Consider the following 14,151-nt stretch of genomic DNA (forward strand, 5'->3'; position numbering starts at 1 on the left):
CGGCGGCCCCAGCATTGCCGGTTTTCCTTTGCCAGTCCGCCCGCGCGGGCTGGTTTTTTGCCCTTGCGCACAGCCGGGTGCCGCATCGCCCCGCCATCTTCCGAGAACGGCAACGCCATGACCCAGTACAACGCCCGCAACCGGTCCCCGTGGGACACCGCCCACCTGCTCCAGCGACTCAACCCCCACTGCGCGAATGCCCTGGAGGCCGCCGCGAGTCTGTGCCAGGCACGGCTCGCGGACGAGGTGACGATCGAGCACTGGCTGCTGAAGCTGATCGAAGCGGGAGACGGGGACATTCCGGCGATCCTGAATCACTACGATCTCGACGTGGACGCCGTGTGGGATGCGCTGCTCGCGTCCATCGAACATCTGCCGCGCAACTTGCGCGGGCGCCCCAGCCTCTCCCCGCAACTGGCCGTCGTGCTGCAGGATGCGTGGTTCCATGCCTCTTCCCGGCACATCGAAGCGGCTGCCCCATCGATCCGCTCCGCCAACCTGCTTCAGGCGATTGTCGAGGCGCCGCACGTGCTGCGCGCGCCCAACAGCTGGCCGCTGCTGTCGGTGAGCAGCGGCCAGATCGAGCGCCTGCTGCCGCGACTTGGGCCACGGACGTGCGAAAACCTGCCTGAAAAAACGGAAGAAAAATCCGCCGAGCCGGCGAGCGCGACGACGGGCGCTCCGGGTGCACTCGCATCGGCACCCGGCGAAGCGAAGAGGCCCGAGCGCCGGGCCGACGGCGACGCACTCGCCCGCTTCGCGATCGACATGACCGCGAAAGCGCGCGAAGGAAAGATCGATCCGGTGTTCGGGCGCGAGCGCGAAATCCAGCAGATGGTCGACGTGCTGGCGCGCCGGCGCAAGAACAACCCGATTCTCGTCGGCGAACCCGGTGTCGGCAAGACGGCACTCGTCGAAGGCCTGGCGCTGCGCGTGGCCGAAGGCGCCGTGCCGAACGTGATCCGCGACGTGCGCCTCCTCACGCTCGATCTGGGGCTACTGCAGGCCGGCGCCGGCGTAAAGGGGGAGTTCGAGCAGCGCCTGAAAAACGTGATCGACGAAGTGCAGGCCTCGCCCGTGCCGATCCTGCTCTTCATCGACGAGGCGCACACGCTCATCGGCGCGGGCAACGCCGCAGGCGGCGCCGATGCGGCAAACCTGCTAAAGCCCGCGCTCGCACGCGGCGAGCTGCGCACGATTGCCGCGACCACCTGGTCGGAATATAAGGAGTACTTCGAACGGGATGCCGCGCTCGAACGGCGCTTCCAGATGATCAAGGTCGACGAGCCCGATGACGAGGCGGCATGCCTGATGCTGCGCGGGCTCAAGGACCGCTATGCGGACTATCACCACGTTCACGTCCGCGACGAGGCACTGGTCGCGGCAGTGAAACTCTCGCGCCGATACATTCCCGCGCGCCAGCTTCCGGACAAGGCCGTCGACCTGATCGACACGGCCGCCGCACGCGTGCGCATGGGAATCGAATCGCCCCCAGCAGAGTTGCAGCACGCACGGGCCGGCGTCGCGGCGCTGGAACTGGAACGTGCCACGCTCGAAAGCGACGTACGGGCCGGTATCGACGACGTGCAGGCGCGGCGCGCTGCACTCGACACGGCGCTCGCGGATGCCACGACCCGGATGCAGGCCCTGCAGCAGCGCTACGAACAGGAACTCACCCTCGTGCAAGCGGTGCTCGAGCAGCGTAGTGCCACGACAGCCGGTAAGGACGCCTCACTGGCGAAAACCCGCGAAGCGCTCGCGCAGGCGCAGGGCAAAACACCGCTGATCTTCGCGGACGTGGACGCCCAGGCGATCGCCCGCGTGGTGGCCGAATGGACCGGCGTGCCGGTCGGCAACCTGCTTGAAGACGAACTGCACGGTCTGCTCACGCTCGAAACGCAACTCGCGAAACGCGTTGTCGCGCAGGACGAGGCGCTCGCCGCACTCGCGCAAAGCCTGCGCACGGCGAAGGCGGGCCTGAAGAACGAACATGCGCCACTTGGCGTATTCCTGCTTGCCGGCCCTTCGGGCGTCGGCAAAACGGAGACTGCGCTGGCGCTCGCCGACCTGCTCTTTGGCGGCGAAGCGGCGCTCACGACGATCAACATGTCGGAGTACCAGGAAGCGCACACGGTTTCGCAGCTCAAGGGTTCTCCGCCGGGTTACGTGGGTTACGGTCGCGGCGGCATCCTGACCGAGGCGGTGCGCCAGCGCCCGTACAGCGTCATCCTGCTCGACGAGATCGAGAAAGCGCATCGCGACGTGCTGGACATCTTCTACCAGGTGTTCGACCGTGGCACCATGCGCGACGGCGAGGGTCGCGAGATCGACTTCAGCAACTGCGTGATTCTGATGACGTCCAATCTCGGCAGCGCGCAGATCGACGAGGCGACGACGGACCACCCGGCGATCGCCCAGTCGGCACTCCTCGAAGCGATCCATCCGCAGCTCGTGGCGCATTTCCAGCCTGCACTTCTCGCGCGCTTCCAGACGCTCGTCTACCGGCCGCTCGATGCAGCCGCACTGGCATCCATCGTGCGCCTGAAAATCGCGAAGGTCGCAGAACGCCTGAAGCGGCAGCACGAGGTCGAACTGACCTGCGACGAAACCCTGATCGACACGATTGCCGAACTCTGCCTCGCACGCGAATCCGGTGCGCGCAATGTCGATGCGTTCCTCAACCAGCGCATCCTGCCCACCGTCTCGCGCGAGCTGCTGGCGCGCATGGCAAACGGCGCGGCGCCGGCAAAGATCGCGTTGTCCAGTTCGTCGGACGGCCAGCTCACGATCGACTTTGTGGATCGGGTCGACGTGCGGCGTAACGCCGCCGCGGCATATCGTGGGCATACGCCGGCGCCCTTTATCGACACAGTCGCCTGAGGTGCGTCGCGATGCCCGCCGGCCCTTCCCTTTATGACATGCTGCTCGGCCATATCGATGGCGAACCGCTCGACGATCACGACGACAGAACGCTCGAAATCCTGAGCGTCCAGGCAAACATCCGGCGCATCCTCAACACGCGCGCCGGTGCGCTCAAGCATGTCCCCGACTACGGGTTGCCCGACCTCGCCGAGGTGTACCGGAACCTGCCCGCCTCGGTTCACGATCTGCGCAACCAGATGGAAAGCACCCTGCTGAAATTCGAACCGCGCCTGCGTGCCGTCGAGATCGAAATCGAGGATAGGCCGGATCCGGGTCTGCTGGTGAGTTTCACCATGGTCTGTCACCTCAGGAAAGCAGGACTGGTCCGTTTCGGAACGTATTTCGAACCGCCGGGCCGCATGCACGTGAGGCGCCTGGTCAACCCGGATCCACGCCGCTAGCGGGCACATGCGGCGTGACCGAAACCGCTATTTGAGGAGCCGCGGCGATCGAATGGCAACGTGTATTAGCAAAGTATTCGCAAAAAAAAAGCGTCACGTGTGAACGTGACGCCTTAAAAGTTCTAGCCATTCCGAGGGCCGTGCTAGAACCTGAGAGGGGGTATTCCGACTGGCGTTCGCATCGTAGATGCCGCCACGGTGCTGGGTCGAATTATGCGTATTGCATAAACTCCGGCACATTAAAACCCCGCATGCCGCGGGGTCAATCGAAATCTCGTTCCATTTTTTACTGACCCGCTGACTAAGTCAAGCAAAATCTCTCCAGAAGCTGCGAATCGCCAAACTGGCGCATCCGCGGCTATCAGCCGATTATTTTGCCCATAACTTCATGGCCGTAGTGCACCGCTCTGGTGCGCGGCGACGCATCCGGGCGTTCCCTGATGCGGTAATATGTGCTGAAATATTGTTTCAAAAAAACGCAAAAATCCCCTGAGATGACTTCTGCTACCGATCCGCGAGCGCGTACCGAGACGCCTCGCGACAAAGACGGTGCAGCCGACGAAGTGAGCGCGCTTGCGCGCGGTCTCGCCGTGTTGCGCTGTATTGCCACCGCCGATGCGCCGTTGAGCAATCGCGAGTTGACCGACCTGACGGGCATTCCCAAACCCACGGTGTCGCGCCTCACCGGCACGCTCGTGAGCACCGGCTTTCTCGCCCGGCTGCCCGACAGCGAGCGCTTCGTGCTCACGTCGGCCGTGCTCGACCTTTCCAACGGGTTCCTGCGCAACTCCGACATCCGCAGCCGCGCCCGGCCCTTCCTCACCCGGCTCGCCGAACGCACGGCGCTTTCGGTGCACCTCACGGTGCGCGACCGCCTGGAGATGGTCGTGATCGATGCGATCCGGCCGCGCTCGGCCGTGCTCGTCTCGCGCCTGGAAGTGGGCTCGCGCATCGACATGAGCCGCACGGCCGTCGGCCGCGCGTACCTGGCCTCGCTCGCGCCCACCGAGCGCGACACGCTGACCGCTTCGCTCCAGGCCGCGGCGGGCAACGACTGGGGCTTCGTCGGCAGCCGCCTGGACGCAGCGCTCGCGGAAACCGCCGCACAGGGCTACGGCATGGCGATCGGCGAATGGTACGACGGCCTGAACGCGATCGCGGGCGCCTTCGCGGGCCCGGACGGCGAGCGTTATGCCATCAATTGCGGCGGCGCCGCCCAGCAATGCCCGCGCGAGTGGCTCGTCACTCACGCCGTGCCGATGCTGCACGAATGTATCGCCAGGATCGTCGCCGAAATCGGCGGTACCGTGTGCTTGCCCCCCGCCGCCTGAGCGCACCGCTTTGGGCGCTCCCCCTGCCCTCGGTCCCCCTGACAGGGCGGCTACAACGCCTGTAACGCACGTAACGTGTTGAAAGAAAGGCGACTGGACGCTACCCCTGGCGCCGACTAGCATCATGCTTTTTGGCTGTCCCGCCCTCGCCAGCCGGCGCCCTTGCGCACCGCCAGCCAAGGCCGGCCACCGCCTGCCCCGGCCGATGCAGCCCGACACGCGCCGCGCCGGCCGCGCGCATGTCCACCGTCTGCCGGGTTGCCGGGCAACCGCGGCACCTGACATCAACCTTTCGCCCGCTTCGCGTAGCATCGGCAAATTGCGCGACGCGCGCGGTCGATAGCGCTCCGGCGGCCACCCTTTCCAGGCGACCACCGGGCGGCTCTATCCGGGCGGCCCTGTCCGACCGCGCGCCGGCCTACGCCCACCGCTCAACCTGACTGCAGTTACGACCTGAACGATGGATCAACAAGAAAAGAATCTGGAATCGCCCCGTCGAGAAACGCCGTCCCCGTCCAGCCCATCCGCACCGCCGCGCCGCCACCGCGGCAAGCTGATCGCGCTCGCGGCCGTGCTGGTGGTCGCCGGCATCGTGCTGCTGCACTGGCATCCGTGGAACAAGGCGCCGGAAAACGGCGCGGGCGGCCCGCCGGCCGGAGCCCGCATGCGCCACGGCGGCCCGGGTGCGATGGCGAACCTGCCGCAACCCGTCACCGTGGCCACCGCCGCGAACGGCGACATGCCGATCGTCATCACGGCACTCGGCACCGTCACGCCGCTCGCCGACGTCACGGTGCGCACACAGCTTGCCGGCACGCTGCAGAGCGTGCACTTCGAGGAAGGCCAGATCGTCAAGTCGGGCGACGTGCTCGCCCAGATCGATCCGCGTCCGTACCAGATCTCGCTCGCCAATGCCGAGGGCCAGCTCGCGCGCGACCAGGCCCTGCTCGCCACGGCCCGGGTCGATCTGAAGCGTTACCAGACCCTGCTCGCACAGGACTCGATCGCGAGCCAGCAGGTGGACACCCAGGCCTCGCTCGTGCAGCAGTACGAAGGCACGGTCAAGTCGGACCAGGCGAACATCGACACCTACAAGCTCGATCTCACCTACGCGCGCATCACGGCGCCGGCTTCGGGCCGCGTGGGCTTGCGCCAGGTCGACCCGGGCAACTACGTGACGCCAGGCGACACCAACGGCATTGTCGTGCTCACGCAGCTGCAGCCCATCAGCGTGATCTTCACGGTCTCCGAGGACAACCTGCCCGCCATCCTCAAGCAGATGCGCGCGGGCACGAAGATGCCCGTGGCCGCCTACGACCGCAGCAACACCACGCTGCTCGAAAACGGCGCCCTGCAGACCATCGACAACCAGATCGACACGACCACCGGCACGGTGAAGCTGCGCGCGAACTTCGCGAACCCGGACCAGATGCTGTTCCCGAACCAGTTCGTCAACGCGCGCCTGCTCGTCAATACGATCCACAACGCCGTGATCGTGCCGACCGCCGCGGTCCTGAACGGCTCGCAAGGCCAGTACGTGTATGTCGTGAAGCCCGACAACACCGTGACCGTGCGCGTGGTGAAAGTCGGCCCCGTGGACGGCGAGCGCACGAGCATCGCCTCCGGGCTCGACGCGGGCGAGCGCGTGGTGACCGACGGCTCCGACCGCCTGCGCGAGGGCGCGAAGATCACCATCCCGGCCGAACATCCGAAGCACGCCCGGGGTGCATCCGGTGCGTCCAGTGCTTCGGCTCCGTGGGCCGCCTCGGGCGCGCACCACGGCCACCATCGCCACGCTTCGCAGCCGCAAGGCCAGTAACCCGGCATGAATCCGTCCCGCCTCTTTATCCTGCGCCCGGTCGGCACCGCGCTTTTCATGGCGGCGATCATGCTGGTCGGCCTCGTGGCGCTGCGCTTCCTGCCGCTTTCCGCCCTGCCTGAAGTCGACTATCCGACCATTCAGGTGCAGACCTTCTATCCGGGCGCGAGCCCGGACGTGATGACGTCCTCGGTCACCGCGCCGCTCGAGCGGCAGTTCGGCCAGATGCCGTCGCTCAACCAGATGTCGTCGCAAAGCTCGGCGGGCTCGTCGGTCATCACGCTGCAGTTCAGTCTCGACCTGCCGCTCGACGTGGCCGAACAGGAAGTGCAGGCCGCCATCAACGCGGCCGGCAACCTGCTGCCCTCCGACCTGCCGGCGCCGCCGATCTACGCGAAAGTGAATCCCGCCGACGCGCCGATCCTCACGCTCGCGATCACCTCGAAAACGCTGCCGCTCACCGATATCCAGGACCTCGCCGACACGCGTCTCGCGCAAAAGATCTCGCAGGTAGCGGGCGTGGGGCTCGTGAGCATCACGGGCGGGCAGCGGCCGGCCATCCGCATCCAGGCGAACCCGCGCGCGCTCGCGGCCTATGGCCTGAATCTGGACGATCTGCGCACGACCATCTCGAACCTGAACGTCAACACGCCGAAGGGCAACTTCGACGGCCCGACGCGCGCCTACACGATCAACGCGAACGACCAGCTGACCGACGCCGACGCCTACAAGAGCGCCGTGGTGGCCTACCGCGGCGGCCGCCCCGTGATGCTCACCGACGTCGCCACCATCGTGCAGGGCGCCGAGAACACCAAGCTCGGCGCCTGGGTGAACGGCGTGCCCGCCATCATCCTGAACGTGCAGCGCCAGCCGGGCGCGAACGTGATCCAGGTGGTGGACAGCATCAAGGCCATCCTGCCGCAGTTGCAGGAATCGCTGCCGGCCGCGCTCGACGTGCAGATCGTCACCGACCGCACGACCACCATCCGCGCCTCGGTGCGCGACGTGCAGTTCGAGCTGCTGATGTCGGTGGTGCTCGTCGTGCTCGTGATGTATCTCTTCCTCGGCAACCTCTACGCCACGGTGATTCCGAGCCTCTCGGTGCCGCTCTCGCTGATCGGCACGCTCGCCGTGATGTATCTGTGCGGTTTTTCGCTCGACAATCTCTCGCTGATGGCGCTCACCATCGCCACCGGTTTCGTGGTGGACGACGCGATCGTGATGATCGAGAACATCGCGCGTTACGTGGAGGAAGGCGAGGCCCCGCTCGCCGCGGCGCTCAAGGGTTCGAAGCAGATCGGCTTCACCATCATCTCGCTCACGGTGTCGCTGATCGCCGTGCTGATCCCGCTCCTCTTCATGGGCGACGTGGTGGGACGTCTCTTCCACGAGTTCGCCATCACGCTCGCGGTGACCATCGTGATTTCGGCGGTGGTCTCGCTCACGCTCGTGCCCATGATGTGCGCGCACATGCTGCGCCACACGCCGCCGGCCGACAGCCGCCGTTTCGAAGCGCGCGTGCACGCGTTCTTCGACTACGTGATCGGCCGCTACGGCGTGGCGCTCGAATGGGTGCTCGCGCGCCAGCGCCTCACGCTGCTCGTTTTCGCCCTCACCTTCGTGTTGACCGGCGTGCTCTACGTGGCCGTGCCCAAGGGCTTCTTCCCCGTGCAGGACACGGGCGTGATCCAGGCCATCACGCAGGCGCCGCAGTCGGTCTCGTACGCGTCGATGGCCGAGCGCCAGCAGGCGCTCGCCGCCGGGATCCTCAAGAACGACAACGTGGACAGCCTCACCTCGTTCATCGGCGTGGACGGCACCAACATCACGCTCAACAGCGGCCGCATGCTGATCAACCTGAAGCCGCGCGACGACCGCAGCGAGACGGCGAGCGAGATCATCCGCGACCTGCAAAAGAGCGTGGCGCACATTCCGGGCGCAACGCTCTACATGCAGCCCGTGCAGGATCTCACGATCGATTCGACGGTGAGCCCCACGCAGTACCAGTTCCTGCTCACCACGCCCAACATCGGGGACTTCACGACCTGGGTGCCGAAGCTCATGAGCCGGCTCGAACAGTTGCCCGAGCTCGCCGACGTGGCCACCGACCTGCAGGACCAGGGCCAGTCGGTGTACGTCGAGATCGACCGCGCGAGCGCCTCGCGCTACGGCATCACGCCCGCGACCGTCGATAACGCGCTCTACGACGCCTTCGGCCAGCGCATCATCTCCACGATCTTCACGCAGTCGAACCAGTACCGCGTGATTCTCGAAGCCGATCCGCAACTCCAGCGCTACACCGATGCGCTCAATGCGATCTTCCTGCCCTCCTCGACCTCGACGACGGGCCAGGTGCCGCTCTCGGCCATCGCGAAGTTTCACGAGCGTCCGGCGCCGCTGCTCGTCACGCATCTCTCGCAGTTCCCGGCCACGACGATCTCGTTCAATCTCGCCCCGGGCGCCTCGCTCGGCGCGGCCGTGAATGCCATCCAGAAAGCCGAGCAGGACATCGGCCTGCCGGGCTCGTTCCAGACGCGCTTCCAGGGCGCGGCGCTCGCCTTCCAGGCCTCGCTTTCGAACGAGCTGTTCCTGATCCTCGCGGCCATCGTGACGATGTACATCGTGCTGGGCGTGCTCTACGAGAGCTTCGTGCATCCGATCACGATCCTCTCCACGCTGCCTTCCGCCGGCATCGGCGCGCTGCTTGCGCTCATCATGACGGGCCACGATCTCGACATCATCGGGATCATCGGCATCGTGCTGCTCATCGGCATCGTCAAGAAGAACGCGATCATGATGATCGACTTCGCGCTCGACGCCGAACGCCACGAAGGCAAGGCGCCGCGCGAGGCGATCTATCAGGCGTGCCTGCTGCGCTTTCGGCCGATCATGATGACCACCATGGCGGCACTGCTCGGCGCGGTGCCGCTCATTCTCGGCAGCGGTGCGGGCAGCGAACTGCGCCGGCCGCTCGGCATCGCGATTGCGGGCGGCCTCATCGTGAGCCAGGCGCTGACGCTCTTCACCACGCCCGTGATCTATCTGGCGTTCGATTCGATCGCGCAGCGCCTGAGAAAGCGCTTTGGCGGCGGCAAGCCTTCGGCGGCCCCGGCCTCCTCGACGGAGCCGTGACGCGATGAACCTGTCCCGTCCGTTCATCGCCCGCCCCGTCGCGACCACGCTGCTCGCGCTCGGCATCGCGCTCGCCGGCGTCTTCGCGTTCACGAAGCTGCCGGTGGCGCCGCTGCCGCAGGTGGACTTCCCCACCATCTCCGTGCAGGCCACGCTGCCAGGCGCGAGCCCCGAGACCGTGGCCACCAGCGTGGCCAGCCCGCTCGAGCGGCACCTCGGCAGCATTGCCGACGTCACCGAGATGACCTCGCAAAGCTCGGTGGGCAGCACGCGCATCACGCTGCAGTTCGGCCTGAACCGCGACATCGACGGCGCCGCGCGCGACGTGCAGGCCGCCATCAACGCGGCGCGCGCCGACCTGCCCGCGAGCCTGCGCTCGAACCCGACCTATCACAAGGTCAATCCCGCCGACGCGCCGATCCTGATCCTCGCGCTCACCTCGCCCACGCGCTCACCGGGCCAGCTCTACGATTCGGCGGCCACCGTGCTCCAGCAGTCGCTCTCGCAGGTGGACGGCGTGGGCGAAGTGGACGTGAGCGGCTCGGCGAATCCGGCCGTGCGCGTCGAGCTGATTCCGCATGCGCTCTTTCACTACGGCATCGGCCTCGAAGACGTGCGCGCCGCACTCGCCTCGGCCAATGCGAACAGCCCGAAGGGCGACATCGAGTTCGGCCCGCAGCGCTACCAGCTCTACACCAACGACCAGGCGAGCAAGGCGAGCCAGTACCGGGATCTCATCGTCGCCTACCGCAACGGCGCGGGCGTGAAGCTCTCCGATCTCGGCGAGGTGGTCGATTCGGTGGAGGACCTGCGCAACATCGGGCTCGCGAACGGCAAGCATTCGGTGCTCGTGATCCTGTACCGCCAGCCGGGCGCCAACATCATCGAGACCGTGGACCGCGTGATCGCGATGCTGCCGCAACTGAAGGCGTCGCTGCCCGCCGACGTGGAGGTGATCCCCACCTCCGACCGCTCGGTGACGATCCGCGCCTCCCTCAAGGACACGGAGCACACGCTCATGATCGCCGTGGCGCTCGTCGTCATGGTGGTGTTCCTGTTCCTGCGCAACTGGCGCGCCACGCTGATCCCGAGCGTGGCCGTGCCGATCTCGATCATCGGCACGTTCGCCGCGATGTACCTGATGGGCTTCTCGCTCGACAACCTCTCGCTGATGGCGCTCACCATCGCAACGGGTTTCGTGGTCGACGACGCCATCGTCGTGCTCGAGAACATCTCGCGCCACATCGAGAACGGCGTGCCGCGCCTGCAGGCGGCGCTGCTCGGCGCGCGCGAGGTGGGCTTCACGGTGCTGTCGATCAGCGTCTCGCTGGTCGCCGTGTTCCTGCCCATTTTGCTGATGGGCGGCATCGTCGGCCGGCTCTTTCGCGAATTCGCGCTCACGCTCTCGCTCGCCATCGCGGTGTCGCTCGTGGTCTCGCTCACGCTCACGCCGATGATGTGCTCGCGCCTGCTCGAAGAACCGCACGAAAAAGCCGCCGAGGGGCGCTTCGCGCAATGGCTCGAACGCGGCTTCATGCGCATGCAGCGCGGCTACGAGCACACGCTCGACTGGGCGCTCGCGCACCCGCGCCTCATTCTCCTCACGCTGCTCGCCACCATCGCGCTGAATATCGCGCTCTATGTGGTCGTGCCCAAGGGCTTCTTCCCGCAGCAGGATACCGGGCGTCTGGTGGGCGGAATCGTGGCCGACCAGGCCACCTCGTTCCAGGCGATGAAGGTCAAGTTCGCGGAAATGATGCGCATCGTCCAGTCCAATCCGGCCGTCGATTCGGTGGCGGGCTTCTCGGGCGGGCGCGCCACCAACTCGGGCTTCATGTTCGTCTCGCTCAAGCCCAAGAGCGAGCGCAAGCTCTCCGCCGACGAAGTGATCGCGCAGCTGCGCGGCCCGCTCTCGGACGTCGCGGGCGCGCGCACCTTCCTGCAGGCGGTGCAGGACATCCGCGTGGGCGGCCGGCAGTCGAATGCGCAATACCAGTTCACGCTGCTCGCCGACAACACGGCCGACCTCTACAAGTGGGGGCCGAAACTGACGGAGGCGCTGCAGGCGCGCCCCGAACTCGCGGACGTCAACTCGGACCAGCAACAGGGCGGCCTCGAATCGATGGTGACGATCGACCGCGCGAGCGCCGCGCGGCTGAACATCACGCCCTCGCAGATCGACAACACGCTCTACGACGCCTTCGGCCAGCGCCAGGTCTCGACCATCTACAACCCGCTGAACCAGTACCACGTGGTGATGGAAGTCGCGCCCCGGTACTGGCAGAGCCCGGACATGCTCAACCAGATCTGGGTGAGCACCTCGGGCGGCACGGCGAGCGGCGCACAGAGCACCAACGCGACGGCAGGCACCGTGAGCGGCCCGGCCACGAGCACCACGAGTTCGTCCGCCGGCGGCACGGCCGCCACCACGGCGACGAGCGCCGCCGCCATCGCCGCCGACTCGGCCCGCAACCTCGCGATCAACTCGATTGCGGCGAGCGGCAAGTCGAGCGCGTCATCGGGCGCGGCAGTGTCCACGGCCCAGGAGACGATGATTCCGCTCTCCGCCATCGCCTCGTTCGGGCCGGGCACGACGCCGCTGTCGGTCAATCACCAGAGCCAGTTCGTCGCTTCGACGATCTCGTTCAACCTGCCGCCGGGCAAGTCGCTCTCGGACGCCACCGCCGCGATCTACGACACGATGGCCGAGATCGGCGTGCCCGCCACCATCCACGGCAGCTTCCAGGGCACGGCGCAGGCGTTCCAGCAATCGCTCGACAACCAGCCGATCCTGATTCTGGCCGCGCTCGCGGCGGTGTACATCGTGCTCGGCATTCTCTACGAGAGCTATATCCATCCGCTCACGATCCTCTCCACGCTGCCCTCGGCGGGCGTGGGGGCGCTGCTCGCGCTGCTGCTGTTCCAGACGGAGTTCAGCATCATCGCGCTGATCGGCGTGATACTGCTGATCGGCATCGTGAAGAAGAACGCGATCATGATGGTGGACTTCGCCATCGAGGCGTCGCGCGAGGGACTCAACTCGCGCGACGCGATCCGTCAGGCGTGCCTGCTGCGCTTCCGGCCGATCATGATGACGACCTGCGCCGCGCTGCTTGGGGCGCTGCCGCTGGCGTTCGGCACGGGCGAAGGCGCAGAGTTGCACGCGCCGCTGGGCATCTCGATCGTGGGTGGACTGATCGTCAGCCAGATGCTGACGCTCTATACGACGCCGGTGGTCTATCTGTATATGGACCGGCTGCGGGTGCGGTGGGAAAACCGGCGCGGGGGCACGGCGCGCGCAGCGGTGGAGTGAGCCGGGGCCCCCGGCGCGCTCAAAGCCGCTGCGCCATCGCCAGCGTAAAAATCCTGGCCCAGCGCTTTGCCTCGCGCTCGCCCGGCATGGGCAATTTCCAGACGGGGCGCTTCGGATCGACGACATCGAGCGCCGCATACCAGCGCCCCGCTTCCTGCACCGGTTGCGCCCCGCGCAGATCGGCAAAGATATAGGCGCCTTGCACGCCATCGAGTGTGAACTCGCACAGGCGCTTGCCTGCCGCGAGCCGCGCCCGGCCCCAGTCGCCCGAAACGCCGTGCGTCCAGTCGCCCTCGTTGCGCAGATTCGGCGCGACGTCGCGGCGGCGCTGCCACCACCGCGCGGCGAGCGCAACGAGCGCAGCGGCCACCAGCACCGCTACCGTCACCGCCACGCCGAGACCGAAGCGCGCACTCAGCGCATGAAACGACACCACCGCGCCATACACGAGCGCGATGAACACGAACAGCAGGACGAGGATGGGCATGCGATCGATCGGGGGATACGTGAGCGCGGCGCACCCCGCCGGGGCACGCCGCGTTGAAGCTGCCTTCAGGTTGCGCTGAAGCCGTGTTTGAGCAGCGTTTGAGCCGCGCTTGAACCGCTTTTGAACCGCTTACTGCTGCGGATGCTGCGCCGCCCATTCCTTGAGCGCACGCAACGTATTCTCGACGTGCTGGTCGGGCGCGAGACTCGTGTACTCGTAAATGATCTTGCCATCCGGCGCGATCACATAGGAGACGCGGTTGGCCATCGACTCGTGCATCGGCATGGCCGCGTCATACGCCTTGATGATCTTCGAATCCTCGTCGGCGGCAACCGGGAACTTGCTGCGGCACTCGCTCACCGAGAACTTCGTGAGCGTGTCGATATTGTCGTGCGACACGCCGATCACCGTCGCGCCGTACTTCTTGTACTCGTCCACGGCCTCGGCAAACTCGTGCGCCTCGATCGTGCAACCCGTCGTGAACGCTGCCGGATAGAAGTAGAGCACCACCGGCCCTTTCTTGAGCTGGTCCGCGAGCGAGTAGGTGTAAGTCTTGCCGCCCAGCGAGGCCTGGGTCGTGAAGTCCGGCGCCGGGTCGCCGGGTTTGAGCGTGGCCTCGGCGGTCAGGGCATAGAACGAGAGTCCGGCGCACAGGAGCGCCGCGGCGCCCGTCGCGATGAATCGGGCGATGAATCGTGATTGCATGTCGATGGTCCTCTCCAGGGCTCGCCGCACACCCCGTACGG

At 66.6% G+C, this 14,151-nt stretch carries 8 protein-coding genes; 6 read left to right on the plus strand and 2 right to left on the minus strand.

Annotation, left to right across the window (positions count from 1 at the left end):
- Window positions 1–117: 117 nt before the first annotated feature.
- The 6 genes from tssH to U5760_RS03225 all read left to right on the plus strand — a co-directional run bounded on the left by tssH (window position 118) and on the right by U5760_RS03225 (window position 12,918).
- Window positions 118–2,880 carry a type VI secretion system ATPase TssH gene (tssH, locus tag U5760_RS03200; protein WP_322009539.1) on the plus strand — a complete coding sequence of 921 codons (2,763 nt, stop codon included), beginning with the start codon at window positions 118–120 and terminating at the stop codon, window positions 2,878–2,880.
- An 11-nt stretch (window positions 2,881–2,891) separates the two neighbouring features.
- Window positions 2,892–3,323 carry a type VI secretion system baseplate subunit TssE gene (gene tssE / locus U5760_RS03205; RefSeq protein ID WP_322009540.1) on the plus strand — a complete coding sequence of 144 codons (432 nt, stop codon included), beginning with the start codon at window positions 2,892–2,894 and terminating at the stop codon, window positions 3,321–3,323.
- 494 nt (window positions 3,324–3,817) lie between these two features.
- Entirely contained in the window at window positions 3,818–4,654 is an 837-nt protein-coding gene (locus tag U5760_RS03210) for an IclR family transcriptional regulator (RefSeq protein WP_322009543.1), read from the plus strand.
- Window positions 4,655–5,114: 460 nt separating this feature from the next.
- Window positions 5,115–6,473 carry an MdtA/MuxA family multidrug efflux RND transporter periplasmic adaptor subunit gene (locus U5760_RS03215; RefSeq protein ID WP_322009545.1) on the plus strand — a complete coding sequence of 453 codons (1,359 nt, stop codon included), beginning with the start codon at window positions 5,115–5,117 and terminating at the stop codon, window positions 6,471–6,473.
- 6 nt (window positions 6,474–6,479) lie between these two features.
- The gene (locus U5760_RS03220) at window positions 6,480–9,605 is read left to right on the plus strand and encodes an MdtB/MuxB family multidrug efflux RND transporter permease subunit (RefSeq protein WP_322009547.1); all 3,126 of its coding nucleotides are present in this window, start codon (window positions 6,480–6,482) and stop codon (window positions 9,603–9,605) included.
- A gap of 4 nt (window positions 9,606–9,609) precedes the next feature.
- A complete protein-coding gene (locus U5760_RS03225; RefSeq protein WP_322009549.1) occupies window positions 9,610–12,918 on the plus strand; it encodes an efflux RND transporter permease subunit in 3,309 nt (1,102 codons plus the stop codon).
- A gap of 19 nt (window positions 12,919–12,937) precedes the next feature.
- Here U5760_RS03225 and U5760_RS03230 read toward each other — a convergent pair whose 3' ends face one another.
- Together U5760_RS03230 and U5760_RS03235 are read right to left on the minus strand one after the other, a co-directional pair.
- Complete coding sequence (locus tag U5760_RS03230; protein ID WP_322009551.1) at window positions 12,938–13,405, minus strand: hypothetical protein; 468 nt, start codon at window positions 13,403–13,405, stop codon at window positions 12,938–12,940.
- 129 nt (window positions 13,406–13,534) lie between these two features.
- Complete coding sequence (locus U5760_RS03235) at window positions 13,535–14,110, minus strand: peroxiredoxin (protein WP_322009553.1); 576 nt, start codon at window positions 14,108–14,110, stop codon at window positions 13,535–13,537.
- Window positions 14,111–14,151: the final 41 nt, after the last annotated feature.

The organism is Paraburkholderia sp. J12 (assembly GCF_905220215.1).
Taxonomy (GTDB): Bacteria; Pseudomonadota; Gammaproteobacteria; order Burkholderiales; family Burkholderiaceae; genus Paraburkholderia.

What these genes read in the sequence shown, in the direction of transcription:
- U5760_RS03215 (WP_322009545.1), top strand. Translation starts at nt 5,115, where the DNA reads ATGGATCAACAAGAAAAGAATCTGGAATCGCCCCGTCGAGAAACGCCG.
- U5760_RS03210 (WP_322009543.1), top strand. Translation starts at nt 3,818, where the DNA reads ATGACTTCTGCTACCGATCCGCGAGCGCGTACCGAGACGCCTCGCGAC.
- tssE (WP_322009540.1), top strand. Translation starts at nt 2,892, where the DNA reads ATGCCCGCCGGCCCTTCCCTTTATGACATGCTGCTCGGCCATATCGAT.
- U5760_RS03225 (WP_322009549.1), top strand. Translation starts at nt 9,610, where the DNA reads ATGAACCTGTCCCGTCCGTTCATCGCCCGCCCCGTCGCGACCACGCTG.
- U5760_RS03235 (WP_322009553.1), bottom strand. Translation starts at nt 14,110, where the DNA reads ATGCAATCACGATTCATCGCCCGATTCATCGCGACGGGCGCCGCGGCG.
- U5760_RS03220 (WP_322009547.1), top strand. Translation starts at nt 6,480, where the DNA reads ATGAATCCGTCCCGCCTCTTTATCCTGCGCCCGGTCGGCACCGCGCTT.
- tssH (WP_322009539.1), top strand. Translation starts at nt 118, where the DNA reads ATGACCCAGTACAACGCCCGCAACCGGTCCCCGTGGGACACCGCCCAC.
- U5760_RS03230 (WP_322009551.1), bottom strand. Translation starts at nt 13,405, where the DNA reads ATGCCCATCCTCGTCCTGCTGTTCGTGTTCATCGCGCTCGTGTATGGC.